We start from the raw sequence: 25,131 nt of genomic DNA, 5'->3' as shown, positions 1-25,131 counted from the left end.
CATATCGACGCTATCGATCAAGAAACCCTAGCGCACGCTCAAAGCACCTCTCAAGCAGCACTAATCACTTTGCTCACAAAAATCCCTTTTTTGACAGAATTCAGTAAATAGGATCCAAGTGGATATCCTGATCACGTGAGCGACGCCGGGCCCTCCGGGTACTTCAGCATCAGAAACGACGTCGTGGACCGCCTCCTTCACGGGGCGCACCGGCTGGCCGGCGTACCGGAGAAGGATCGGGGCGCCGTGCTCAGGGCCGCGGCCGGCGCCGTGCCCGAAGCGGAAGGGCTGCTCCGGCACTCCACCGGGCTGTTCGCCGACGGCGACAGCACCGCGAGCCGCTTGTCGTTCAGCTGCCTGTCGGCGGCGGCGACGTTCCCGCACGCGCGGCCGGACCAGATCGCCGATCTCGGGGCGCTGACCACGATCCTGTTCGGCATCGACGACATCGCCGACGACATCGCGGGACAATGGTCCCACGGCGACGTCGCCGCGTTCTTCGCGAGGTTGAGCGCCGGGGTCTCCGGGCCGTCGCCCCGGAGCTCCGCGGCGCCGCCCGATCCCATGGGGCAGGCCCTGCACGCCTGGCAGGGCTGGTGCGACCGGTTCCACCGGCACCCCGGCGCCGCGGCGCACGTGCCGACCCTGGTGCGGCGGCTGGAACTGGCCGGCGCGGCCATGGCCCGCGAGCGGGTCTGGGCGGCGGGCGGCGAGCCCTGGCCGGCGTACGACGACTATCTGGCCAACGGCCGCGTCACGATCCTCTACCCCACCTGGTGGGCGGCCGCCCTGGCGATCTGCGGCCCCGCCCCCGCCGACCCCGCCCACTGGGAATCGATCGCGCCCGCCACCGCGCTCGGCGCCGCGTGCATGCGGCTCGCCAACGACATCAGGACGTTCGAACGCGAGAGAAGCGAGGGCAAGCCGAACTCCGTTCTCATCCTGGAGCGCGCCGGGATGACCGTGGAGGCGGCGGTCGAACGCGTCTCCGGGCACATCGCCGAGCTCAACGCGGCCTTCGCCGCCGCGCTCGCGGAGCTGCCCCCCGCGCTGGCGGGCGTCGCGGAGGGACAGCGCAGGAGTGTGGCGTTCAACGGCGCCTGGTACATGGCCAGGGACACGCACGCGTACACCGTTCAGGACCTGGTCAGGGACGTGGGCGCGCACGGCGTCTAGGGGACCGTCTCCTTCTGCGACGGGCGGCGCGCCCGCTCCGCGAGGTGCGCCGCGGCGATCACCGCGGCGCGGGTCACGGCCAGCGGCACGTACAGGTCCTTGTCATGCCAGAGCGGAGGGTGCTCCTTGCCGCCCCAGGCCGTCAGGTACGCCTGGCCCGCGTCCGCGGCGCGCACCCGGCGCGGGTCGGTTCCGCCCCTGGTCAGCAGCAGGGTCTGGATGCCGTACGCGGTCTCTTCCGCGGTGCCCTCCCAGCGGCCCCAGGAGCCGTCCGGCCGTTGCGTGGCCAGCACCCACTCGACGGCCGCGCGCACCGCTCCGGCTGACGCGTCACCGCCGAAGGCGTCGAGCGCCAGCGTGCAGCTGACGGTGGCGTAGTAGGGCGAGGCGTGCCAGCGATCGGTCCAGCTCCCGTCCGGCCGCTGCCGGTCGCGGATCCAGGCGGCCAGGCCGGAGATGGTCGGCTCGTAGCGCGGGGCGGCGGCCGGCCTGCGGGCCGCGTACTGGCCGAAGGCGTCCAGGGCGTGCGCGTTGACGCTGACCGAGACGCCCTGCTCGCCGAGCCAGGTGGAGAAGTGGGCGCCGGAGCGGAACCGCCACAGGCTGTCCGGCTCGCACGGCGCCCCGAGCAGCGACAGGGCGTACAGCGCCACGGACGTCGTGTCGGCGTCGGCCGGCAGCCCCGGCCCCGCGGCCGTCCCGCCGGGCCCGATCGCCGCCCTCAGATCCGCGACCATCTCCGGCGGAGCTTCGACGGGCACGCCCGCGCGGACCAGCCAGCTGAGCACCCAGCCCCGCTCGAACACGGTGATGGGCAACCCGACGGGCACCGGGCCGCCGTGGAGCCGGACGACCGCCTCCAGATGCCCGCGGACCGGCCCGTCCGTTTCCTGCGCCCACCGTCCGCCCAGCCAGGCGGCGGTCGCCGCGGGCGACGCCCCGACGGTGCCGATGGCCGTGGGCCGGATCCCTGGCGCCCCGCCCCCCGCGTCGCCGGCGATCTCCAGGGCGTGGAGCAGCTTCTCCGGGATCTCGGCACCCGAGACGATCCACGACCTGATCCGGCGGAGCGCGTCGTAGCTCATCCCGTCGGGCAGCGGCAGGGGCGCGTGACCGGCCGTGTTCCCGACGTGCCGGTTGATCCGGGCCACGAGCGACGGCACGATGTGCTCGATCGCCGGCATGTCGGGCAGTTCCAGCCGGTCGCCCAGCCAGGCGGCGAGCACACGCAGGCCGCGTTCCGCCGCCAGGGCCAGGCGCTCGAGATCCGGGCCCCGGTCGCCGCGCGCCAGCGCCGACAGGATCGCCTCGGTGGCGCTCAGGGTCGGCACCAGGCCGTAGCCGTCCGGCGCGCCCCAGCCCCCGTCCTGGCGCTGCGCGCCGATCAGGTAGTCGATCCGTTCCAGGTGACCGACCAGCCACGGGGCCAGTGTGACCATCCGGCCGGTCTCGTAGATCGACGTGGACACCTGTCCCCATGGCCGCAGCATCAGGCTGGAGACCAGCTCACCCGCGGCCGTGGCCAGGTCCGCCGTCACGCCGCCGGCGAGGCTCTCGTGGTTCACGCCGTCCCGCCCCGGCCGGCCGGCGTCAGGCGGAGCAGGACCCGTTGTCTCGGCCGCGCCGACGCCCCTGGCAGCGGGACGAACCGCTGGGGATTGGTCAAGGCCGGCCGGTACCTGCTCAACAGGTTGGCGATCACCAGCGGGGCCTCGACGTTGAACAGATGCTGGCCGAGGCACATGTGCGGACCTGCGCCGAAGGGAAAGAACGCGTAGCGGTGCCGGAGGGCGGCGCCCTCGCCGGCCCAGCGGTCCGGGTCGAACTCCAGGGGCCGGTCCCAGAACTCCGGCAGGCGGTGGGTGACGTACGGGCTGATCAGCACCTGCGAGCCGGCCCTGATCCGGACGCCGCCGATCTCCGCGTCCGCGATCGCCTGCCGGGGCAGGATCCAGCCCGCCGGGTACATCCGTAACAGCTCCTGCAGGACCATGCCGAGGTACGGCAGCCGGGCCACGTGCGACGGCCGTACCGGGCCGCCGCCCACCACGTCGCCGATCTCCTCGCCGAGCCGGGCGCCCACGGCGGGATGGTCGTGCAGCAGGGTCCACAGCCAGGTCAGCGACGTCGCCGTGGTCTCCGTGGCGACGGCGTACATGCTGACCAGGTCGTCGCGGACCAGCCGCAGGTCGCCCGCGCCGACCTGCTCCGCCCTGGCCGCGAGCAGCGCCGCGATCAGATCCGCCTTCCCGTCGCGGGCGCCCTCGCGGCGCGCCTGCTCGATCAGGGGATAGACGATCGCGTCGATGTTCTTCGTGGCGTTCGTGAACGCGCGGTCGCCGGGGACCCGGACGGAGTACGGCACGGTGGGGAAGAGCAGCCGGAAGCTGAACGACGTGGCGCAGGTCGCGAACTCGGGCGCCAGCCGCCCGGCGGTCTCCCGGGAGATCCGGCCGCCGAAGAGCACCTCGACGACCGCCTGGTTGATGATCGCCGTCATCTCGTCCTCGGCGTCGATCGGCCGGCCCGTCCGCGCGTGGTCGTCGAGTTCGAGCACGGACTCGGCGATGACGCCGGCCATGTCCTCGGACAAGGAGGCCATGGCCCGCGCGGTGAAGAGCGGCTGGAGTATCCGCCGGGTGGACGTCCACTCCTCGCCTTCTCGGAGGATGCCCCGGCCGGTCAGGCGCCGGATCGGCCGCCAGAACATGCCCTCGCGCAGGAAGGTGGACCAGTTCGTCGTGAGGACCTGCTGGACGTCGTCAGGGTGTGAGACCAGGTAGGGACGGAAGGGGCCGAGGTGGAGGCGGACGATCCGCCCTCCGGCCGCGGCGCCCATTCTGGCCAGCTCGTTGACCGGGTCCTTGACGAGTCGTGGGACCGCCTTGTGAAAAGGGAGGGTGTTCGGGCTGGTGCCGGAGGCGTCCGTGGCGTGCGACATGGCGGCGATCCCCTGATCCAGATGCGATATGCAGCTATACGTCTGATATGAGACGTTTGTAGCCTTTTGGGTATTCTCACACTGAGGTCGTTTGACGATCAAATAGGGGAGTCGTGGGGGGTGGCGTTCGCCGCCACATGTACCTTCTGGTGTGCCTATGGGCACCCATCTCACATCACGGACATTTCCGGACATATGTCAATCTGTGAGTGGATTGTCACATGCGCCTGCATGCAGATTCAAGATCGTACCGGGGTAGGAGCGCCAGTTGAATCTCAGCCATCCGGACGCCGTCCCGCCCGGCGGTGCCGTGGAGCGTTGCCGGCGCCTGTTCGAGCCGGCCATGCGCGAGGCGGTCTCCGCGCTCCATCCGTGGGGAGCCAGGATGGCGGCGTTCGCGCTGGGCTGGTCGGACGCGGATGGCCGGCCGTACAACGGGGACGGCGGCAAGGGCGTGCGGCCCACCATCGCCATGCTCAGCGCCGAGGCCGTCGGCGGCACGGCCGAGTCGGCGCTGCAGGCGGCGGTGGCGGTGGAGCTGGTGCACGCCTTCTCGCTGGCGCACGACGACATCATCGACCACGACGAGCGGCGCAGGCATCGCGAGGCGCTCTGGAAGGCGTACGGCGTGGGGCCCGCGCTGCTGACCGGAGACGCCCTCCTCGCCCTGGCCGTGGGCCGGCTCGCCGCGCGGCCGGAGGCGATGACGTACCTGTCGGCGGCCCTGCTCGAGCTCGTCCACGGGCAGAGCGCCGACATGGCCTTCGAGAACCGGCCCTGGAGCGGGCCCCACGAGGTCACGATCGCCGAGTACACGGAGATGGCCGCGGGCAAGACCGGCGGCCTGCTGGGAGCGGCCGCGGCGGCGGGCGTGGCCCTGGGCGGCGCGCCCGAGCTCGCGGACCGGATGTGGGAGGCGGGGCGGGACCTGGGCGTGGCCTTCCAGATCGCGGACGACATGCTCGGCATCTGGGGCGATCCCCACGTCACCGGCAAGCCCGTCCACAACGATCTGCGGCGGGAGAAGAAGACGCTGCCCGTCCTCGCCGCCCTCGCGGGCGACGGGCCCGCCGCCCGTGAACTGGCCGCCGTCCTCTCGTCCGGGGTCGCGGGCGAGGAGTCCGCCCGCCAGGCCGCGCGCCTCGTGGAGGAGGCCGGCGGCCGGGCCGCCGCCCGGGCCATGGCCGATCGTTACCTGGCGTCGGCGCTCGAGGTCCTGGACGAATGCCTCCCGAACGCCGCCGACCTCCGGACCTTGTGCACCGGCCTGGTGAACCGCACCCGCTGACCCCGCCCACGCCGGCTGGTCAGGCGCGGGAGGCCTCGTCCAGGAGGGCCAGTTCCTCAGGGCTCAGCGTCAGCCCGGCGGCCGTCATCAGCGCCCACAGCTGGCCGACGTCGCGCGCGCTGGCGATCGGCGCGATGATCGTCGGCTGGGCGGCGAGCCAGGCCAGCGCCACGGTCGCCGCCGGGACCGAGCGCTCGGCCGCCACCTTGGCGAGCGTTTCCAGGGTCCGGCGCCCGTGCTCGGTCTGCAGGTATCCGGCGGCCATCCCGGCCCGCGGGCTGTCGACGGTCACCCCGGGCGCGTACTTGCCGGTCAGGAACCCGCGCGCCAGCCCGAAGTACGGCGTGCTGGCCAGCCCCTCCCGGGCCACCACGTCCCGGAGCTCACCCTCGTAACCGCGCTCCACCAGGTTGTACTGCTGCTGCAGCGCCACATATCGCACCAGCCCCTCGTCGTCGGAGGTCTTGAGCGCCTCCGCCAGCCGGGCCGCCCCGTGGTTGGAGGCTCCGACGTACCGGACCTTGCCCTCGCGCACCAGCGCGTCGAAGGCGGCCAGCGTCTCCACCATCGGCGTGTCGTGGTCGTCGACGTGCGCCCAGTAGAGGTCGATGTAGTCGGTACGCAGCCGCCGCAGCGAGTCCTCGACCGCCGTGCGGATGGTGGCGGGGGCCAGGCCCTCCAGCCCTTCGAGCATGCCGACCTTGGTGGCCAGGACGAGCGAGTCGCGGTTGCGCCGGTCGGCCATCCACTCACCGATGATCATCTCGGAGGTGGACTCGCCGGTCGCCCAGTACGGGTACACGTCGGCGGTGTCGATGAAGTTGCCGCCGCCCTCGACATACGCGTCCAGGACCGCGAACGACGCCTCCTTGTCCGCCGTCCAGCCGAAGACGTTGGTGCCGAGCGATATCGGGAAAACGGACAGGTCCGTGGTACCTATTGATCTCATCCCGCCATTATCCGCACCTCGCCGAGGGCGGCCTTCGACGGCTCCCCGGTTGCGCGCCGGCGCCGGCGGCGCTCAGCGGTGAGGGGCGGACAGGTCGAGGTCGCGCGGTGTCAGCAGCCACACCACCAGCGCGCCCGCCAGCATCAGCGCCGCGCCCGCCCCGCTGGTCAGCGCCAGCGAGCCGGTGAACGCCGCCGTCGCCCGCCCGGCCAGCGCGGCACCCGCCGCGCCCAGCTCGCCGGCCACGCCGAGCGCCCCGCCCAGCGACTCCCGCGCGACCCCGGCCGCCGGACCCGCGTAGTCGAGCGCCCCGCGGTACACGGCCGCCGCGACGCTGCCGAGCACGGCCACGCCGAGCGCCCCGCCGAGGTCGTAGCTGGTCTCCTCGATGGCCGCCGCGCTGCCCGACTTGGCGGCGGGCGAACCGGACATGATCATCGCGGAGGCGACTCCCAGCGCGCCGTTCCCGACGCCGACCAGCACCAGGAGGCCCGCGACCGGCCAGTAGCCCAGCGGCGCCGGCGCCAGGAACACCAGCATGAAGCCCGCGGCCGTCACCGCCAGCCCGCCCGCGAGGACCGTACGCGCGCCGATCCTGCCCGCCAGCGACGGGGCCAGTGGTGAGGCGACGAGCGCGGCCAGCGCGGCGGGCAGCAGCCGCACGCCGGTCTCCAGCGGCGAGTAGCCCTGCACGAGCTGCATCCACTGCGCGAGCAGCAACAGCACCGCGCCCATCGCGATCGACGTGGTCAGCGCCGTCGTCACCCCGGCGGAGAAGGGGCCGCTGCGGAACAGCCTGAGCTCCAGCAGCGGATCGGGCCTGCCCAGGCACCGCGCCGCGAACCAGCCCAGCGCCACGGCCGCGACCGCCGTCGCCACCAGCGCGCTCGGCGCGGTCAGGCCGTATTTGCCGAAGCTCTTGACCGCGTACACCAGCGCCACCATGCCCGTCATCACCAGCACCGTGGCGAGCGCGTCCCAGCGGCTGGGGCTCGGGCTCCTGGACTCGGGCAGCAGGAACAGCCCGGCGCCGATCGCGACCACCATGACCGGCACGTTCAGCAGGAACGCCGAGTGCCAGCTGAAGTGCTCCAGCAGGAACCCGGCCAGGATCGGCCCCAGCGCGGCGCCCACCGCGGCCATCGCCGACCACACGCCCAGCGCCGTGGCACGCTCGCCCGGGTCCGTGAACAGGTTGCGGATCATGGAGAGCGTGGACGGCATGATCATCGCACCGCCGACGCCGAGCAGCGCCCGTACCGCGATCACCTCCGCCGGGCGGTCGGCGAGCAGCACCGCCAGCGAGGCCAGCCCGAACACCGCCAACCCGGTCAGCAACATCCGCTTGCGCCCCCACCGGTCGCCCAGCGCGCTCACCGTGACCAGCAGCCCGGCCAGCACCAGCCCGTACGCGTCCACGATCCAGAGCAGCTCGACGGAGCTGGGCCGCAGGTCCGCCGAGAGCGCCGGCAGCGCGACGTTGAGCACGGTCATGTCCATGACCACGAGCAGCACACTGGCCGACAGCACGGCCAGGCCGGCCCAGCGGCGCTTCGCCGAGACCGGCGGCGTGGTGATCGTCATGAGTCCCTCCGGGGGGCGGCGCCGTGCAGGAACGTGTCCAGGAGCAGCCCGGGGACGTCCCGCCGGGCGATGTCCCCGTGCCGCAGGCTGTCCCGCACGGCCACCAGCAGCCCGTACATGAGGGAGCCGACCCAGCGGGCGGGCAGCCGGGTGCTCAGCAGGCCGGCGCGCTGCGCGGCGGTGTAGAAGGCGAGCTCGCGGTCCTCCAGTTCCGCCACGCGGCGCTGCAACTCCGGGTGGTAGGCCAGCGCGTAGTCGGTCAGGCCGAAGGCGTACTCGTCGGCCACCTCGATCAGGCCGACGAGCAGGGCGCGCATGGCCTTCTCGAGCATTTCCCGATCCCCGGAAGCGGTCGCCGCTTCGAGGCCGGCGTCCAGCTGGACCCGCTCCCACTGGTCGTGGCCGCGCCGGCTCAGGGCGAGCATCAGCTCCTCCCGGCTGCTGAAGTGCCGGTGCAACGTGGCCCGGCTGATCCCGACCGCCTCGGCGAGCTGCGCCATGGAGGCGGACGGGCTCTCGTTGAGGTGCTGGATCGCCGCCGTCATGATCTGCTCTCGGCTCATCGCCATCAGACACCGCCGTATCGTCTGCGACAAATTTGTCTCATATGCTACACAACAGACGCACAACGGTGGCGCCTAGGTTCGGCGCGGCACGAAGACGTGGCGCGAAGCCGCAGGTGGCGCTATGGTTCGTGCTGTGGTGACGGGTGACGCGCGCACGCGCATCCTGGACGCGGCAGAGGAGCTGTTCGCGGGCTCCGGTTACGAGGCCACTCCGACTGCGGTCATCGCCAGGTTCGCGAAAGTGCGCAAAGGGCTGATCTTCGACTACTTCCCGCGCAAGATCGACGTACTGGTCGCTCTTGTCAACGAGCGTACGCACATCGAGGAGGGGCGCGAGGTCGACGCGGTCCCCGGCGATCCGGCCGGCACACTGGCCAGGCTCGCGCGCGGGCTGCCGCTGCGGGCCTCACCGGCGATGCGGCGCATCCTGTTCCGCGAGGCCGACACACACGGCTCGGTCAAGGAACGGCTCGGACGCCTCAACAACGAGCTCGTCAGACGGGCCCGATTCGCGCTGGAGCTGGCACAGCCGGGCGCGCGCGGGGACGCGGCCAGACTGGAGGTGGCGGCCGCCATGTTCGCCGCCGTCCTGCTCTATCAGGAGAACCTCTGGCAGCTAACGGGCCATCAGATCGACCCCGACGCCGTCGCGGAACTCATCGCCCACACGCTCGTCTAGCAGCTCGTCCAGCGCCGTACGCAGGTGGCCGAGCAGCCCCCACACCTCGTCCACGCGTTCGGGGCAGGCGACGATGCCGAAGTCCAGCATGCCGTCGTAGGAGAAGCACGTGATGTTCAGGCCGCCGCTCATGTCGGTCAGCACGGACAGCGGATAGTACGACAGCACCCGCCCGCCGCACAGGTACAGCGGGAACTGCGGGCCCGGCACGTTGCTGATGATCAGGTTGATCGGCGGGAACGCCATGCCCGCCAGCCGGAAGATCGCCGGCGTGGCCAGGCTCGTGACCGGGGCGGGCAGCATGGAGCACAGCTCGCTCAGCCAGGTCGCCGGCGCCAGCGCGAATCGCCGCTTGGCCCGGCCCATGGTCGCGCCCACCGCCTGCAGGCGCTCGTGCGGGTCGGACACGTTCGTGGGCATGGGGGCGATCATGGCGGAGATCTGGTTTCCCACCAGGTCCTTCGCCCCCGCCGTACGGACCGCCACCGGGACGGCGACGATCAACGGCTCCTCCGGGAGCACGTCACGCTCGTCCAGCCACGAACGCAGGGCCGACGTGCACAGGGTCATGACCACGTCGTTGACGCTCATGCCGTTGGCCTTGGCGACGTTCTTGACGTCCTTGAGCGGCACCGAGCCGAAGGAGAGGTGGCGGCGGGCGCTGATGGGGCCGTTGAACGGGGTGCGGGGGACGGACAGGCTCGGCAGCTCGGGCCGGTTGGGCCGGTCCCTGGCCACCAGCCGCGCGGCCTTGGCGATGAGCTTCGCGCCGGGCACGCCCGCGGCCAGGGGAATGGCGTCCAGGTCCTCGACCGCCTTGACCACCGACTGGACGGCTCGCACCGGGTGGGTCGCCGTTCGTACGGCGGCTCCGGCCAGCATGCCGATCAGTCCTGGAGCGTCCTGGGCGCCGGTCTCCGGCTCAGGGTGGCCGTTGGCGGCGGTGTGGGCTCGCCGGCTCGTCGTGGGGAGGTTTCGGCGGGTGAGGTGGCCGTCCGGGGTGAGGTCGAGCAGGGTGGCCAGGGTCTCCGCGCCCGAGATGCCGTCGATGGCCGCGTGGTGCACCTTCGTGTAGACGGCCACCCGGCCCTCCGGCAACCCGTTGATCAGGTGCATCTCCCACAGTGGATGTGCCCGGTCGAGCCGGCGGGCGTGGATCCGCGCCACCGCCTCGGCCAGCTGCCAGTCGTGCCCCGGCGCGGGCAGCGTCAGCTCGAACAGATGGTTGCCGATGTCGAAGCCGGGATCCGGCGCCCAGTAGGGATGGTCCAGCCCCAGCGGTACCTCGGCCAGCCGCAGGCTGAGCGCGGGGGACAGGTGCAGCCGGTCGAGCAGCAGCTCGGCCAGCGCCTCCCGGTTGACCGCCCCCTCCGCCGAGTCGAGTATCGCCAGTCCCGCCACGTGCGCGGCGGTGGTCGCCGTCTCGACATTGAGGAACTGGGCGTCGAGTGCGGTCAGCTGGCGCATCTGCTCTCCTTTTTCCCGGCGTGCGGGCAGCATCACATGGGGGGATTTCCAGAAGGTTTCCGCGAGAGTCTTTCAGATGAATTCAGCCGGGCCGTACGCGTGTAAAGTAAATCTCCAGCTCAGCCGGGATCGGTGACAATTACCTATCCGATGACAACGTGAATCGGGTGTTGCACGACCGCGTCGAAGTGATAGCCGAACGGGTGCCGGGGCGTGAACAGGGGTTGGGTGGCCCCAGTCTCGTCGGTCGCCCTGGCCATGAGCATGTACCTCCCGGTGCGCCGGGGAGCCCACCCGACGTGCCACGGCAACCAGGCGCCGACCAGGTGATGCCCGTGATGCTCGGCCTCCCGCCAGCTGAGGCCGCCGTCGAAGCTGACCTCGACCCGGACGATCCGGCCGTGCCCCGACCAGGATCGCCCGTGCAGGACAAGCGGCCCGCCGAGAGGCAGGCGGGCGTTCCAGGCGAGTTCGAAAGCGCTCTTCACCGGGTTTGTCGTGACGTCCGCATAAAAGACCGTGTTCCATGGGGTGAAGAGCTTCTTCGTTGAAATTTCCATGTCGCCGAGCCATTTGATCGACGCTATTCCCACCCATCCCGGCACCACCAGTCGCACGGGAAATCCATGGTCGGGAGGCAGTGGCTCGCCGTTCATCTCGTACGCCACGAGCACGTCGTCCATGGCCTTCTCGACCGGTAGCGGCCGGCGTACGTGGCCGTAGTCCTCGAACGGCGCGTCCAGGCCGGACGGCAGCACGTCCACGGCCTCGCGTCGTATCCCGGCCTCTTGGAGCAGGTGTCTCAGCGGCACGCCTCGCCACCGCGCGACCCCGATCGCCCCGAGGCCCCACTGCGTGCCGGGGGCGGCGTCGTGCTGCTGGGTCCCGTAGAACCGCCGCCCGTTCCCGGCGCATTCGATCGCCACGTCGTACGTCCGCGACGGCATGGCCCGGAGCTCGGCGTAGCCGAACTCGCGCGGACATCGGATCCCCGCGCCATGCAGCCGCAGGCGCCAGGTGGTGACGTCGATGAGCGGGCTGAAGGTGTGGTTCCGCACGAAGAACCGGTCGATCGGCGTGTGGTATCCCTGCCCCGACATGGCCTCCCACCGCATCTCGGCACTCTCGTCGTGCACCCTGAACAGGTGGTCGGGCAGCGGCTTCACGATCGTCGCCATGGTTTGCTCCATCGACCTCACCTCACAACACCCATTCCCTATCTGTAAACCATCTAATCGTGGTCGCCGACTCCGCGCACCCTCCTTTCGCCGAACCGCCCGCGAGTCGCGTCCGACGAGAGAGGGAACGTTCCAACCCGCCTCTACCCGAGGTGCGCTCCTCCACAACTGCAACCCGCCTGACGAGACAAAGGTCATGACAAGGCGTCGAGTGAACAGGGCAGCCATATGCCGCTTATTTGCTCTGGACCGTTTCTTCGAGCCGGTCGGAATACAAGAGGTGCCCTTGGTGTCCACGCCGATCGGCGTCGACCGGAAGTCGCTCCGGGGCTGATGTCCGCCGGCGTGGCCGGGCCCTCTGCGTCGCCTTGAGCCGCTCGCGCTGGTCGATGGCGAGGGGAGCGGCTTTGGGACGCACCTGGGCTAGCGGCCCAGGAATGCCAGGAGCCGGTCCAGAGGCCAGGTGTTGATGACGTCGTCCGGGGTCAGCCACGCCCGCTGCGCGATCCCGATCCCGAACCGCTGGTTCGCCAGATGCGGAATCGCATGCGAGTCGCTGTCGATCGAGAACTTCACCCCATGGTGCTTGGCCAGCCGCACCAGATCCGACGGCAGGTCCGACCGGTCCGGGAACGAGTCGATCTCCATGGCGGTGCCCGTGCGGGCGGCCGCGCGGAAGACGGCGTCCCAGTCGGCGTCCACCGCCGCCCGCTTGCCGATCTTGCGAGTGGTGGGATGCCCGATGATGTCGACGTACGGGTTTTCGCAGGCGGCGATGAAGCGGCGGGTCATCTCGTCCCGTGACATCCCGAAGTGCGAGTGCACCGAGGCCACGCACACGTCGAACTCCCGCAGAATCTCCCCGGGCCAGTCGACCGACCCGTCCGGCGCGATGTTGAGCTCGGTGCCGTGCAGGAGCCGCATGTCGGGATATTTCTCCTGCAGCCGGGCCACCTGGCCCCGCTGCTCCAGCGCCTTGTCCAGCGTCATCCGCTGCATGGCCAGGTCCGGCGCGTGGTCGGTGACCGCGTAGTAGGCGTAGCCGCGGGCGTGCCCGGCCGCCACCATGTCCTCCAGCGAGGCGATGCCGTCCGTCAGATCGGTGTGCGTGTGCAGGTCGCCCTTGAGGTCCGGCAGCTCCACGAGCGCCGGCAACTCGCCCCGGAGCGCGGCCTTGACCTCACCGCCGTCCTCCCGCATCGGCGGCGGGACGTACTGCATGCCGAGGGCGGCGTAGATGTCCTCCTCCGTGGCGGCGGCGATCACCCGCTCGCCCTCGAACAGGCCGTACTCCGACAGCTTCCAGCCCTTCTTCACCGCCATCTCCCTGATGGCGACGTTGTGCTCCTTGGAACCGGTGAAATATTGCATGGCCGCGCCCCACGACTCGGCCGGGACCACGCGCAGGTCCACCTGAGTGCCGGACGTGGTGCGGATCGAGGTCTTCTTGTCGCCGGCCGCGATGACCTCGGCGACGTACGGCTGCGCGCGGAACTCCGCCATGATCGACTCGGGCGCGACCGCCAGGATGTCGATGTCGCCGATCGTGTCCTTCATCCGCCGCAGCGACCCCGCGTACGCGATCCGCTCGGCCGTCAGCGAGGACATCACCTGCTCGGCCAGCGACATCGCGACGCCGATGTGCGCCCGGCGGCCGGACTGCTCGAGCTGCTCGATGCCCTTGAGCAGGTTGGCCAGGGTCTTGGCGCCGAGGCCCTTGACGCCGTCGAGGCGGCCGGAGGTGATCGCCTCGCGCAGCGCGTCGGTGGAGTCGATGCCGTAGTCCTCGAACAGCATGATCGCCGTCTTCGGGCCCAGGGTCGGCACCTTCGTCAGCTTGCGCACGCCATCCGGGACCCGCCCCCGCAGGTCGTCGAGCTGCCGGAAGCTCCCCCGCTGCAGGAACTCCTCCATCTTCTTGGCGATCGCCTCGCCGACCCCGGGGACGCTGCGCACGTCGACGACCGAGATGTCCTCGGGGAACCCCGCGATGGCCTTGGCCGCCTTCTGGTAGCTCCGCACCCGGAAGGCGTCGCCGCCGCAGAGCGCGAACAGCTCCGCGTATTCCTGCAGCGCCGACGCCGCCTCCTCATTTGCCCGCATGCCCATACCTTAGGGGGCCGGGCCGACAATCCGGGATGGGTCAGAACCGCACCTCGCGCGGCCGGTACGGCTCCGCCAGGAACGCCAGTTCGTCCTCCGACAGCGGCACGTCCACGGCCGCCACGGCGTCGTCGACGTGCCGGTCCTTGGTGGCCCCGACGATCGGCGCGGTGACGGCCGGCTGGTGCAGCAGCCAGGCCAGGGCGACCTGCGCGGCCGGCAGCCCGCGGCCGGCGGCCACCTGCGCCACCCGGTCGAGGATCAGCTTGTCGTTCTCCGGGTCGTAGAGGGCGTCGATGCGCGCGTCGGACCCCGCCCGGGTGGTCGTGGCCGCCGACCCCGCCCTGGCCAGCACGCCGCGGGCCAGCGGGCTCCACGGGATCACGCCCACGCCCTGGTCGAGGCAGAGCGGGAGCATCTCGCGCTCCTCCTCGCGGTAGAGCAGATTGTAGTGGTCCTGCATCGAGACGAACCTCGTCCACCCGTTGCGCTCGGCCGCCTGCTGCGCCTTGGCGAACTGCCAGGCCCACATGGAGGACGCGCCGATGTAGCGGACCTTGCCCGACCTGACCACGTCGTGCAGCGCCTGCATGGTCTCCTCGATGGGCGTCTCGTCGTCCCACCGGTGGATCTGGTAGAGGTCCACGTAGTCGGTGCCCAGCCGTTCGAGTGAGGCGTCGATGGAGGACAGGATGTGCTTGCGGGACAGGCCGCGGTCGTTGACCCCTTCGCCCATCGGGAAATAGACCTTGGTCGCCAGCACGTAGTCCTCGCGCCGCGGGAAGATCGCGCGCAGCATGTTGCCGGTCACGACCTCGCTCTCGCCCTGGCTGTAGACGTCGGCGGTGTCGAAGAACGTCACGCCCGCCTCAGCCGCCCTGCGGACGATCGGCTCGGCCTGCTCCTGCGGCAGCGCCCACTTCTGCCGGGCCGGGTCGCCGTAGCTCATCATCCCCAGGCACACCCGCGAAACCGTCAAGCCCGTGTCACCAAGTCGCATGTAATCCATGCAAATCACCATAGGGGGCGAACGCACAGGTTAACCGCCTGGTCCCACCCAGAGTCAGGCTTGTCCAAAAGCGGAAACGACCTTTACAGAGACGGTGTAGATCATGTCGATTAGAGGGACGGGGCAGCGGTGGGTGCTCTCGCACCGTGGCCAGGCGCATCCGGGGGTGAGGTGGAAGGCGAACACCGTGGGCTCGCGGCATGGGCACGTTCCAAGCTGGAGGCCTTCTCCTCTCCCCTCTGGGCAGGCGGCCTCGGCCTGGTCGCCGGCGGTGCCGGGCTTTCCGTGCCGATCGTGGTCGAGCTGGCGAAGGCGGGGCAGGCCGTCGCCGGCTCCATCACGCTGATCGTCCTGCTCGCCCTGCACGCGAAGTTCATCATGGAGACTCCCGTGCGCCGGGCCGGCTCGTGGTGGATCGTGGCCGTGCAGGCGTGGCTGACGTATCTGCCGCTCACCGTGTTCGGCCCGGCCTGGACCCCGGTCTGCGGGCTGCTGTCCGGCGCCCTGCTGGTGATGGCGGGCCGCATCCGGTCGGTGGTGCTGACCCTGCTCGCGCCGGCCAGCGGCCTGGTGCTGCTCGCCGCGCCCCAGCAGTCGATGATCCACCTGCTCTGGGCGGTCGCCGGCCCGCTCGTCGGCCTGGTCGAGTACGCGCTGGTGTCCCTGACCAAGCGGGCCCAGCGGCTGGCCGAGGCCCGTACCGACGTCATGCGCAAAGCCGTCGCGCTGGAGCGCCGCCGCTTCACCCGCGACCTGCACGACCTGGTCGGCCACCGGCTGACCGTGCTCGTGCTGAAGGCGCAGCTCGTGCAGCGGCTGGTGGCCGAGGGGGACGGGAAGGCGGGGGAGGAGCTGGAGGAGACGCTCGAGTTGCTGCGCGGGCTGTCCGCCGACGTCAGGGCGGTCGCCCACGGCATGCGCAGTTCCTCCCTGGCGGCCGAGCTGGGCTCGGCGCGGGCGCTGCTGGAGTCGGCGCGGGTGCGCTGCCAGATCAAGGTGTCCTGCCGCGACCTGCCCGAGGAGGCCGAGGAGTCGCTCACTCACGCCCTGCGCGAGGGCGTGACGAACGTGCTCAGGCACGCCGAGGCCCGCCAGTGCTCCATCCACCTGCTCGAACGCGACCAGCTGATCCGCCTGACGATCAGGAACGACGGAGTGCGCCCGCCGCGCCGCCCCGGCGACACGGGACAGGGCCTGCTGAACCTGGCCGAGCGGGTGTCCGGCCTCGGCGGCTGGCTGGAGGCGACGTCCTCACGCGCGGGCCAGTTCACGTTCAGCGTGTACGTCCCACGAAAGAAATAATCCATTGCCTGATTTATTATGATAAATACACAAATGAAAATTCAATAGGCATATTTCGGCAATGTTGTGTGTAACTAGACCGAAAGTCTCTCGGGCGTCAGGCTTTGAATCACGCCGCCCCAGGAGGTCAGCGCCCGATGGACAAGTACGAGCTGTATTGCCTTGCCGATCCCCGTTTCTATGACACGATCGAGCACAGCACGGCTGAGGACGCCGACTTTCCCCTTCTGCGGAAACCCGTACCGCACGGCTGGTCCCACGACCTGACCGACACCTGGTCCTATTACGCCCCCGGCGGCGCGGAGCCGCTGCCCGCCCAGGGCTGGAAGATCCACGTGTCCGCCCGCGTCGAGGATGCCGAGAAGGCGATCGCCGCCGTGTGGGACTACTGCGTGCCGCGGGCGATCGCGTTCAAGTTCCTGCGCGGCGCCCCCGTGCTCGTCATGGTCAACTCCAAGGCCGCCTCCCGGGCGTCGAGCGGCAAGCTGATCACGATCTACCCCCGGGACGAGGGCCAGCTGGAGCTGGTGCTGAAGGAGCTCGACGAGCTGCTGCGGGATGTGCGCGGCCCGTACATCCTCAGCGACCTGCGCTACGGTGACGGCCCGCTGTTCGTCAGGTACGGCGGGTTCGCCGAGCGGCGCTGCCTGTCCGCCTCCGGCGAGCGCGTCCTGGCCGTCGAGGACGGCGACGGGCGGCTCGTGCCCGACGTGCGAGGCGCCACGTTCGCGGTGCCGCCGTGGACGACGCTGCCCGCGTTCCTGGAGCCGCATCTGGCCGCGCGCAACGCCGTGACGACGGGCGGGCTGCCGTACGCGATCGAGAGCGTCCTGCACTTCTCCAACGGCGGGGGCGTCTACCTGGGGCGGGACACGCGCACGGGGGAGCGGGTGGTGCTCAAGGAGGCCAGGCCGCACGCCGGGCTCGACGCGGCCGGGCGCGACGCCGTCACCCGCCTCGCACACGAGCGCGACATCCTGCGCCGCCTGGACGGGCTGCCCGCGGCGCCCGCGCTGCGCGACTACTTCACGCTGGGCGAGCACCACTTCCTCGTGCAGGAGTTCGTCGACGGCACGCCGCTGCAGCGGCGTCTGGTGTTCCGCTACCCGCTGACCCGCGCCACCTGCACCGGCCGCGACCTCGCCGAGTACACCGCGTGGGCGGTCGAGACGCTGGAGAGCGTCGAGTCCGCCGTCGCGTCGCTGCACGAGCGCGGCGTCGTCTTCGGCGACCTGCACCCCGACAACATCCTGCTGACCGAGAGCGGCCGGGTGGCGCTGATCGACTACGAGGTGGCCGCATCGGCCGGCGACCGGGCCCGCGCCGCGCTCGCCCACCCCGCCTTCGCCCCGCCCGCCGACCGGCAGGGCCTCGACGTGGACAGGTACGCGCTGGCCTGCCTGCGCCTCGGCCTGTTCGCGCCGCAGTGCACGATCATGCTGCCGCTGCACCGGCCGAAGGTCGTCCACCTCGGGGAGATCGTCAAGGAGACGTTCCCCGTGCCCGCGGGCCTGATCGACGCGGCCGTCGCGACCATCGCCGGCGGCGCTCGCGAGCAGACCCCCGTGCCGATGCCAGGGGAGGCCTCCTGGCCGGAGCTGCGGGACGCGATGCGCCGGGCCATCGTGGCGAGCGCCACCCCGGACCGCGACGACCGGCTGTTCCCCGGCGACGTGGCCCAGTTCCAGCCGGGTGGCGGGCTCAACCTGGCGCACGGCGCCGCCGGCGTGCTCTTCGCCCTCCACGCAGCCGGCCTGGGGCCCTTCCCCGACTACGAACGCTGGTTACGCGAGCGCGCCCGCCGCCCCGCCCAGGGCTCCGGCCTCGGCCTGTACGACGGGCTGCACGGCATCGCGTACGTGCTCGACCTGCTCGGGCACCACGACGACGCGCACGAGCTGATCGGCGTCTGCCTGCGCGAGAACTGGGAGCGTCTGGAGTCCGCGCTGTACTCCGGCCTGTCCGGCATCGGCATGAACCTCCTCCGCTTCGGCCACCCCGGCCTGGCCCTCCGCGCCGTCGACATCTGCGCCGAGCGGCTCGCCGCGCCCGTCCCCGAGATCAGCGGCGGCGCCAACCCGCGCGCCGGGCTGATGTACGGCTCGTCGGGACCCGCGCTGCTGTTCCTGCGCGCGTACGAGCACACCGGCGACCCGGCGCTGCTCGACCTGGCGGCGACCGCGCTCCGGCAGGACCTCCGGCGCTGCCGGGCGTCCGAGGACGGCTCGCTCCAGGTCGACCAGGGGTGGCGGCTGCTGCCGTACCTGGACGAGGGGTCCGCCGGCATCGCCCTGGTGCTGGAGCGCTACCTGGCGCACCGGTCCGACGAGGAGCTCGCGGCGGCGCTGGCCGGGCTGCGGCTGGCCGGGCGCTCCGGCTTCTTCGTCCAGGCCGGGCTGTTCACCGGGCGGGCGGGACTCATCGCGGCATTCCCCGATGCCGGCCTGGTCAAGGGCTTGAGATGGCACGCGCTCCCGTACGGGGGAGGCCTGGCATTCCCCGGCGACCAGCTGCTGCGGCTCTCCATGGATTTCGCGACCGGAACGGCGGGCGTGCTCTTCGCCCTCGGCGCGGTGCTGGGCGACCAGCCGGCCCGCCTGCCGTTCCTGGAGGCCGCGCCCGAGCGGCCTACCCCCGACGACACCTTGGAAGGAGGTGTACGACATGGTACTTCTCGACCTGCAGGGTCTTGAGGCTCCCGCGGCCAGCGACGTGGCCAGCGGCGGCAGCACGCTCACGGTTCTCGGATGTCACTCCGGCAAGCCCAGCAACCTCAGTGTCGCTCTCTGCCACTGATGCATGACATAGGGTCCCCGCGCCGTTCGTGGTGGCGTGGGGACCCCTCCGACGGTAGCGACGAAGGAGGCGCGGTGGGGACAGGGGACCGGCTCCTGATCGGCATGATCCGGCGTGGCGGACCGTGGCCCGCCGTGCTGGCCGTCACCGCGGTCGCCGGAGCGGCCGCCGAGCTGGCGGTCCCGTACGTCATCGGCCGCGCCGTGGACGCCCTCGTCTCCGGGCGGCCGGGCCTCTGGCTCGCCGGCTGCGCCGGAGCGATCACCGTCGTGCTGCTCTGCGAGAGCATCGGCGTCTGGGCCCGCGGCGCGAGCAGCGCCCACGCCGCCGCCACGCTGCGCCGCGGTCTTCTGCGCCACGTTCTCGGCGCCGGGCACGCGGCCACCCGCCGCTTCCCCGAAGGGGAGCTCGTCACGCGCGCCGGACTCAACGCCGAGGAGGCCGGCCGCGCGCCCGAGACCGTGACCAGCGCGCTCGCCCTCCTCGTGCCCACGGTGGGCGCGCTGGTCGCGCTCACTCTCATCGCCCCCGTTCTGACGCTGACGCTCGGCGCCGGCATCGTGGCCATCCTCCTCGTCCTGCGTGCCTTCCTCCGCGCCACCACCTCGATCGCGGGCGGCTACCAGGAGGTCCAGGGCGAGATCGCCGCCCGGCTCGTGTCCGCCATGGACGGCGCCCGCACCATCGCCGCCGCCGGGACCGCCGCCCAGGAGGTGCGGCGCGTGCTCGCCCCGCTGCCGAGGCTGCGGGCGCACGGCATGGAGTTGTGGCGCGCCAACGCGGCCGCCGCCGTCCAGTCGGGACTGGTCGTGCCGCTGCTGGAGGTCGCCGTCCTCGCCGTCGGCGGCTTCATGCTCGCATCCGGCCGGCTCACGGCCGGCGAGCTGTACGCCGCCGCCCGCTACGCCGTGCTCGGCGCGGCGCTCAGCACCTCGCTCGGTCACATCGGCGGCCTGGCCAGGGCGCGGGCCGCCGCTTCCCGCGTCTCGGAGGTCCTGTCCCTGCCGCCGACCAGGCACGGGACCCGCACGCTGCCGCCCGGCCCCGGCACGGTCGAGTTCCGCGACGTGAGCGCGAACGGTCTCACCGCCGGCGACCTGACGCTGCCCGGCGGGTCCGTGACCGCCGTGGTGGGCCGGTCCGGATCGGGCAAATCCCTCCTCGCCGCTCTCGCGGGCCGGCTCACCGACCCCGGACGCGGGACCGTCCTGCTCGACGGGGTCCCGCTGGCGGAGCTGAGCCGGCAGGAGCTGCGCCGCGCCGTCGGGTACGCCTTCGAACGCCCGGTCCTGGTGGGTGAGACGATCGGCGAGGCCATCGGGCGGCACCCGGCGGAACCGGCGGCGGCCGCGTGCGCGGACACGTTCATCGCCCGGCTCCCGAACGGCTACGGCACGCCCCTGCGCGACGCCCCCATGTCCGGCGGCGAGCGGCAGCGCATCGGCCTGGCCAGGGCCTTCGCCCAGGGCGAGCGGCTGCTGGTGCTCGACGACGCCACCTCCAGCCTCGACACCGTCACCGAACGCCAGGTCGCCCGCGCCCTCACCACCGACCCCCGCGGCCGCACCCGCCTCATCGCCGCGCACCGCCCGGCCACCGCGGCCCGCGCCGACCAGGTCGTGTGGCTCGACGGCGGCAAGGTCCGCGCCGTGGGACCGCACCACGTGCTGTGGCAGGACCCCGCGTATCGCGCCGTCTTCCAGGAGGCCACGACATGAGCCCCTCGCGCCACGACGGCCCGGTGCGGGTCGGGTTCTGGAGGGCGCTCGGGCGGGAGCCGCGCCACCTCATCAGCATCGGCGGGTGGTCGGTGCTGGAGGCGGTGCCCGCGTTCCTCATCGGGCACGCCGTCGCCCGCGCCATCGAAGACGGGTTCGCCGAGGCCGAGCCGGTGATCGGGCTCGCCTGGCTGGCGGGGCTCGGCGTCGCGTGGGTGGTCGCCGCCCTCGCCGCCCGACAGGTGGTGCTGGCCGTCGCGGCCGTGGCGGAGCCGTTCCGCGACGACCTCCTGGCGCACGTCGTCCACGGGGCCCTGCGGCGGGAGAGCGGCGCGGACAGCGCGGCCGTGGCGCGGGCGGGACTGCAGGTCGAGCTGGCCAGGGACGCGTTCGCGGCGGTGGTCACGACCGTGCGGGGGTTCGCGTTCACGGTGATCAGCGTGGTGCTGGGGCTCATGACGCTGGCGCCGCAGGCGCTGCTGCTGGTGCTGCCGCCGTTCGCGGCCGGGCTGGGGCTGTTCCTGGCCTCGCTGCCCGCGCTGGCGCGGCGGCAGCGGGCGTTCCTGCTGGCCGACGAGCACCTGGCCGAGGCGATGACCGGCATGGCCGGCGGGCTGCGCGACATCGAGGCGTGCGGCCTGCAGGAACGCGTGCGCGATCGGCTGAGCGACCGGGTCGGCGAGCAGGCCGCCGCCGCCCGCCGGCTGGCAGGGGTGACCGCCGTCCGCACCGCCGCCCTCGCCGTCGGCGGCTGGCTGCCCGTCCTGCTCCTGCTGGCCGGGACCCCGTGGTTACTGGCCGGCGGGGCGGGGGCGGGCGTGATCGTCGGGGCGCTGGCGTACGTCACCCAGTCCCTGGCTCCCGCGCTCGGCGGCCTCGTCCAGGGGCTCGGGGTCAGCGGCGTCCGCCTCGCCGCCGCGCTGAGCCGCATCATCGCGGCCGTGCCCCCGCACTTCTCCCGGCCGAGAATCCACCCGCTCACGGCCGAGACACGCCTCATCGACGTGACCTTCGCCTACGGCCCGCGCTCCACCCCCGTCGTCGACCGGCTCGACCTGACCATCCCCGAAGGGGACCATCTGGCGATCGTCGGACCCAGCGGCGCGGGCAAGTCCACCCTCGCCGCCCTGATCAGCGGCATGCTCCCGCCCGCCGAGGGCGAGGTCCTCATCGGCGGCGTCCCCGCCGGCCAGGTCGATCCCGCCGCCCGCGTGCTGATCCCCCAGGAGGCGTACGTCTTCCGTGGCACGCTCATGGAGAACCTCGCATACCTGCGGCACACGACCACGACCACGGCCGAGACCGCACACGCGCCAGGCGGATCCGCCGAGGGGCTGGTGGCGCGGGCCATGGCGGCCGTCGGGGCCGGGGAACTGGTCGCCGAGCTGGGCGGTTACGAGGCGGTGGTGGAGCCGGCGGTTCTGTCGGCCGGGCAGAAACAGCTCATCGCGCTCGTCCGCGCCTACCTCACCCCGGCACCCCTGATCATCCTGGACGAGGCCACCTGCCACCTGGACCCCGCCGCCGAGGCGAGGGCGGAGAGCGCATTCGCGCGACGCGGCGGCACGCTCATCGTGATCGCCCACCGCCTCACCTCGGCCCTGCGCGCCCGCCGCATCCTCCTCATGGACGGCGGCCAGACCCTGCTCGGCACCCACGACGAACTGGTCAAGGCCTCCCCGCTGTACGCCGACCTGGCCGGCCACTGGCACCCGGAGCCCGTGTCATGAAATTTCAAGACAGTTACCCACCCGCCGACCGCGTCCCCCTCGTCGACCGCCGTGACGGCCACGAGATCGAGGATCCGTACCGCTGGCTGGAGGATCCCGCCGAGCCCCGTACCCGCACCTGGCTGGCGGCCCAGGACCGGCTGTGGCGCGCCACCGCGGCCACCCTCGCGCACCGCGACCGGTTCCTGGCCAGGCTGACGGAGATGAGCGTCACCGGTCTGGTCACACCCCCGGTCTGGCGCGGCGACCGCCGCTTCCACCTGCGCCAGTCCACCTCACAGGAGCATCCCGTCCTCTACTGCGACGACACCCCGATCCTGGACCCCATGACCCTCGACCTCACGGGCCTGACCACGCTCGACGACTGGCAGCCCGACCTGGAGGGCCGCCGCGTCGCGTACCAGATCTCACGCAGCGGCGACGAGAAGGCGGACCTGTACGTCCTGGACGTGGCCTCGGGAGCCGTCGTCGACGGCCCCATAGGCGGCTGCCGCTACTCCCCGGTCGCCTGGTTGCCCGGCGGCGAGGCGTTCTACTACGTACGCTTCCACGAGGGCGTCTTCCTGCACCGACCGGACGGTGACGATCGGCCGATCTTCACCAGGGGACCGGTCTCGTACGGCGTCCAGATCAGCGCCGGAGGCCGCTGGCTGATGATCTCCGCCGGCACCGCGACCGGCAACTCCCTCTGGCTGGCCGACCTGTCCGCGGGTGATCCCGCCGCCCCCCGCCCCCACCCCGTACAGGACGGCGCCCACGCCCGAACCGCCGGCGCCGTCGCCTGCGACGGCCGCCTCTACCTGCTCACCGACCGGGACGCGCCCAGGCGCAGGCTGTGCGTGGCCGACCCGGCCGAGCCCGCCGCCTGGCGCGAGCTGATCCCCGAGGACCCGGAGGCGGTGCTGGGCGCGTTCACGGTCCTGGACGGCGACCGGCTGCTGGTGTCCAGAACCCGCCACGCGGTCGGCGAGATCGCCGTGCACCACGCCCGCACGGGAGCACGGCTGGCCGAGGTGCCGCTGCCCGGCAGCGGCTCGATCGCCTCGCTCACCTCCCGCCCCGAGGGCGGCTCGGAGGCCTGGTTCGCCTACACCGACGCCGTCACGCCTCCCGAGATCTGGCGGTACGACGCCCGCACGAACGCCACCACCCTCTGGTCGGCCGCGCCCGGCCGGGTCGCGCTGCCCGACGTGCGCAGCCATCACATCGAGTACGCCTCCGCCGACGGCACCCACGTCCGCATGGTCGTCGTCGCCCTGCCCTCGCCCGGCGGCCCCCGGCCGGCGATACTCACCGGGTACGGCGGTTTCGGCATCCCCCTCATGCCCGGCTACGCCGCCGACTCCCTGGCCTGGGTCGAGGCGGGCGGCGTGCTGGCCGTCGCCAACCTGCGCGGCGGCGGCGAGGAGGGCGAGGCCTGGCACCGGGACGGCATGCTGGAACGCAAGCAGAACGTGTTCGACGACTTCGCCGCGGCCGCCGGGAAACTGATCGCCGACGGCTGGACCACGCCCCGGCGGCTCGGCATCTGGGGCGAGTCGAACGGCGGCCTGCTCGTCGGCGCCGCCGTCACCCAGCGGCCGGAGCTGTTCGCCGCGGCCGTGTGCTCGGCGGGCCTGCTCGACATGGCCCGCTACCACCTCAGCGGCCTCGGCCCTTCCTGGAAAGGCGAGTACGGCGACCCCGGCGACCCCGAGCAGCTCGCCTGGCTGCTCGGCTACTCGCCCTACCACCATGTCAGGAAGGGCACCGACTACCCGGCGACGCTGTTCACGGTCTCGGCCGCCGACACCCGCGTGGATCCCATGCACGCGCGCAAGATGTGCGCCGCGATGCAGTGGGCCACCGGGGGAGACCGGCCGATCCTGCTCAGGCACGAGCAGGACGTGGGGCACGGCGCGCGGGCGGTCAGCCGCTCGATCGGGCTGGCGGCCGACGCCCTCGCCTTCCTCGCCGCCAGGACCGGCTTAGATCCAGCCTGACTCGCGGGCGATCCGGACGGCGTCGATCTTGCTGCGCGCCCCCAGCTTGGCCGTCGTCCTGGACAGATAGTTGCGGACGGTGCCCTCGGCCAGGTACAGCGACGCGGCGATCTCCCCGATCGACGCCCCGTCGGCGGCGGCGCCGATCACGTCGAGCTCGCGCTGCGTCAGCGGCGCCTCCGCCGGCCGCATGGCCGCGATCGCGAGCTCGGAGTCGATGACCCGCTCGCCCTCGGCCACCCGGCGGATCCCGTCCGCCAGCCGCCCCGGCGGCGCGTCCTTGGCCATGAAGCCGCGCACGTAAACGTCCAGCGCCCTTTTCAGGAGGCCTGGTGTGCCCACGCCGGTCAGGATGAGCACGCCGCACTCGGGCAGTTTCTCGTGCAGCTCGCCGGCGGCGGCCAGCCCGTCCTTGCCGGGCAGGGCGATGTCGATCACCGCGACGTCGGGACGGCAGGCGCTGGCGGCGGCCAGGATGCGGTCGCCTCGCGCGACCTCGGCGACGACCTCGATGTCGTCCTCGTAAGCCAGCAGCGCCACGAGCGCCCCTCGTACCAGGTTCATGTCCTCTGCGAGCAACGTTCGGATCACCGTGCGTCCTTGCGGTCGGCCGGGCTACAACGTCTGCGGGCCTCCTAATCTTGACCGATTAACTGGTTCGTG

19 protein-coding genes are annotated in these 25,131 nt (G+C 72.1%); 9 read left to right on the top strand and 10 right to left on the bottom strand.

The genetic code is table 11. From position 1 onward, the window contains the following. The first annotated feature begins 135 nt into the window (after positions 1 to 135). Positions 136 to 1,176 (top strand): terpene synthase family protein, encoded by a 1,041-nt coding sequence (locus tag ACIBX3_RS05665; protein ID WP_397113479.1) that lies wholly within the window; start codon positions 136 to 138, stop codon positions 1,174 to 1,176. On the opposite strand, the gene ACIBX3_RS05660 is transcribed toward ACIBX3_RS05665, so the two are convergent. Beyond that, positions 1,173 to 2,741, bottom strand: coding sequence for a prenyltransferase/squalene oxidase repeat-containing protein (locus ACIBX3_RS05660; protein ID WP_397113477.1), 1,569 nt, complete (start codon positions 2,739 to 2,741; stop codon positions 1,173 to 1,175). The genes ACIBX3_RS05665 and ACIBX3_RS05660 overlap by 4 nt on opposite strands. Continuing rightward, entirely contained in the window at positions 2,738 to 4,117 is a 1,380-nt protein-coding gene (locus tag ACIBX3_RS05655; protein WP_397113475.1) for a cytochrome P450, read from the bottom strand. The genes ACIBX3_RS05660 and ACIBX3_RS05655 overlap by 4 nt, the downstream gene beginning before the upstream one ends. A 268-nt stretch (positions 4,118 to 4,385) precedes the next feature. Between ACIBX3_RS05655 and ACIBX3_RS05650 the strand changes: the two genes are divergently transcribed. After that, positions 4,386 to 5,405 carry a polyprenyl synthetase family protein gene (locus ACIBX3_RS05650; RefSeq protein ID WP_397113473.1) on the top strand — a complete coding sequence of 340 codons (1,020 nt, stop codon included), beginning with the start codon at positions 4,386 to 4,388 and terminating at the stop codon, positions 5,403 to 5,405. A gap of 19 nt (positions 5,406 to 5,424) precedes the next feature. On the opposite strand, the gene ACIBX3_RS05645 is transcribed toward ACIBX3_RS05650, so the two are convergent. From ACIBX3_RS05645 to ACIBX3_RS05635, 3 genes are all read right to left on the bottom strand, one after another. Continuing rightward, entirely contained in the window at positions 5,425 to 6,354 is a 930-nt protein-coding gene (locus ACIBX3_RS05645) for an aldo/keto reductase (protein WP_397113471.1), read from the bottom strand. 72 nt (positions 6,355 to 6,426) lie between these two features. Next, positions 6,427 to 7,938: an MFS transporter gene (locus ACIBX3_RS05640; RefSeq protein ID WP_397113469.1), complete on the bottom strand. Its 1,512-nt coding sequence runs from the start codon at positions 7,936 to 7,938 to the stop codon at positions 6,427 to 6,429. Then, a complete protein-coding gene (locus ACIBX3_RS05635) occupies positions 7,935 to 8,507 on the bottom strand; it encodes a TetR/AcrR family transcriptional regulator (RefSeq protein WP_397113467.1) in 573 nt (190 codons plus the stop codon). The genes ACIBX3_RS05640 and ACIBX3_RS05635 overlap by 4 nt, the downstream gene beginning before the upstream one ends. 130 nt (positions 8,508 to 8,637) lie before the next feature. On the opposite strand from ACIBX3_RS05635, the gene ACIBX3_RS05630 reads away from it, so the two are divergent. After that, entirely contained in the window at positions 8,638 to 9,183 is a 546-nt protein-coding gene (locus ACIBX3_RS05630) for a TetR/AcrR family transcriptional regulator (RefSeq protein ID WP_397113465.1), read from the top strand. Here the strand turns inward: ACIBX3_RS05630 and ACIBX3_RS05625 are convergent. The 4 genes from ACIBX3_RS05625 to ACIBX3_RS05610 all read right to left on the bottom strand — a co-directional run bounded on the left by ACIBX3_RS05625 (position 9,121) and on the right by ACIBX3_RS05610 (position 14,940). Beyond that, entirely contained in the window at positions 9,121 to 10,650 is a 1,530-nt protein-coding gene (locus ACIBX3_RS05625; protein WP_397113463.1) for a wax ester/triacylglycerol synthase family O-acyltransferase, read from the bottom strand. The genes ACIBX3_RS05630 and ACIBX3_RS05625 overlap by 63 nt on opposite strands. Positions 10,651 to 10,793: 143 nt before the next feature. After that, entirely contained in the window at positions 10,794 to 11,828 is a 1,035-nt protein-coding gene (locus ACIBX3_RS05620; protein ID WP_397113461.1) for a sulfite oxidase, read from the bottom strand. 423 nt (positions 11,829 to 12,251) lie between these two features. Next, positions 12,252 to 13,931, bottom strand: a complete 1,680-nt coding sequence (polX, locus tag ACIBX3_RS05615) for a DNA polymerase/3'-5' exonuclease PolX (protein WP_397113459.1) — start codon at positions 13,929 to 13,931, stop codon at positions 12,252 to 12,254. A 40-nt stretch (positions 13,932 to 13,971) separates the two neighbouring features. After that, entirely contained in the window at positions 13,972 to 14,940 is a 969-nt protein-coding gene (locus tag ACIBX3_RS05610; protein WP_397113457.1) for an aldo/keto reductase, read from the bottom strand. Positions 14,941 to 15,111: 171 nt separating this feature from the next. On the opposite strand from ACIBX3_RS05610, the gene ACIBX3_RS05605 reads away from it, so the two are divergent. The 6 genes from ACIBX3_RS05605 to ACIBX3_RS05580 all read left to right on the top strand — a co-directional run bounded on the left by ACIBX3_RS05605 (position 15,112) and on the right by ACIBX3_RS05580 (position 24,468). Beyond that, on the top strand, positions 15,112 to 16,242 hold the full coding sequence (locus tag ACIBX3_RS05605; protein WP_397113455.1) for a sensor histidine kinase: 1,131 nt from the start codon (positions 15,112 to 15,114) through the stop codon (positions 16,240 to 16,242). Between the two features lie 137 nt (positions 16,243 to 16,379). Next, positions 16,380 to 18,935 (top strand): class III lanthionine synthetase LanKC, encoded by a 2,556-nt coding sequence (gene lanKC, locus ACIBX3_RS05600; protein WP_397113453.1) that lies wholly within the window; start codon positions 16,380 to 16,382, stop codon positions 18,933 to 18,935. After that, positions 18,907 to 19,038 carry a SapB/AmfS family lanthipeptide gene (locus ACIBX3_RS05595; RefSeq protein WP_397113451.1) on the top strand — a complete coding sequence of 44 codons (132 nt, stop codon included), beginning with the start codon at positions 18,907 to 18,909 and terminating at the stop codon, positions 19,036 to 19,038. The genes lanKC and ACIBX3_RS05595 overlap by 29 nt, the downstream gene beginning before the upstream one ends. A 74-nt stretch (positions 19,039 to 19,112) precedes the next feature. Beyond that, positions 19,113 to 20,756 (top strand): ABC transporter ATP-binding protein, encoded by a 1,644-nt coding sequence (locus tag ACIBX3_RS05590; protein ID WP_397113449.1) that lies wholly within the window; start codon positions 19,113 to 19,115, stop codon positions 20,754 to 20,756. Then, positions 20,753 to 22,486, top strand: a complete 1,734-nt coding sequence (locus tag ACIBX3_RS05585; RefSeq protein ID WP_397113447.1) for an ATP-binding cassette domain-containing protein — start codon at positions 20,753 to 20,755, stop codon at positions 22,484 to 22,486. The genes ACIBX3_RS05590 and ACIBX3_RS05585 overlap by 4 nt, the downstream gene beginning before the upstream one ends. Then, positions 22,483 to 24,468 (top strand): prolyl oligopeptidase family protein, encoded by a 1,986-nt coding sequence (locus ACIBX3_RS05580; RefSeq protein WP_397113445.1) that lies wholly within the window; start codon positions 22,483 to 22,485, stop codon positions 24,466 to 24,468. The genes ACIBX3_RS05585 and ACIBX3_RS05580 overlap by 4 nt, the downstream gene beginning before the upstream one ends. Here the strand turns inward: ACIBX3_RS05580 and ACIBX3_RS05575 are convergent. After that, positions 24,454 to 25,059, bottom strand: coding sequence for a DNA-binding response regulator (locus ACIBX3_RS05575; RefSeq protein WP_397113443.1), 606 nt, complete (start codon positions 25,057 to 25,059; stop codon positions 24,454 to 24,456). The genes ACIBX3_RS05580 and ACIBX3_RS05575 overlap by 15 nt on opposite strands. Positions 25,060 to 25,131 lie beyond the last annotated feature (72 nt).

This window comes from Nonomuraea sp. NPDC049480, assembly GCF_044465905.1.
Lineage (GTDB): Bacteria > Actinomycetota > Actinomycetes > Streptosporangiales > Streptosporangiaceae > Nonomuraea.
Note: the sequence above shows the minus strand (reverse complement) of the source record. Positions and strands in the feature narration are given on the sequence as shown.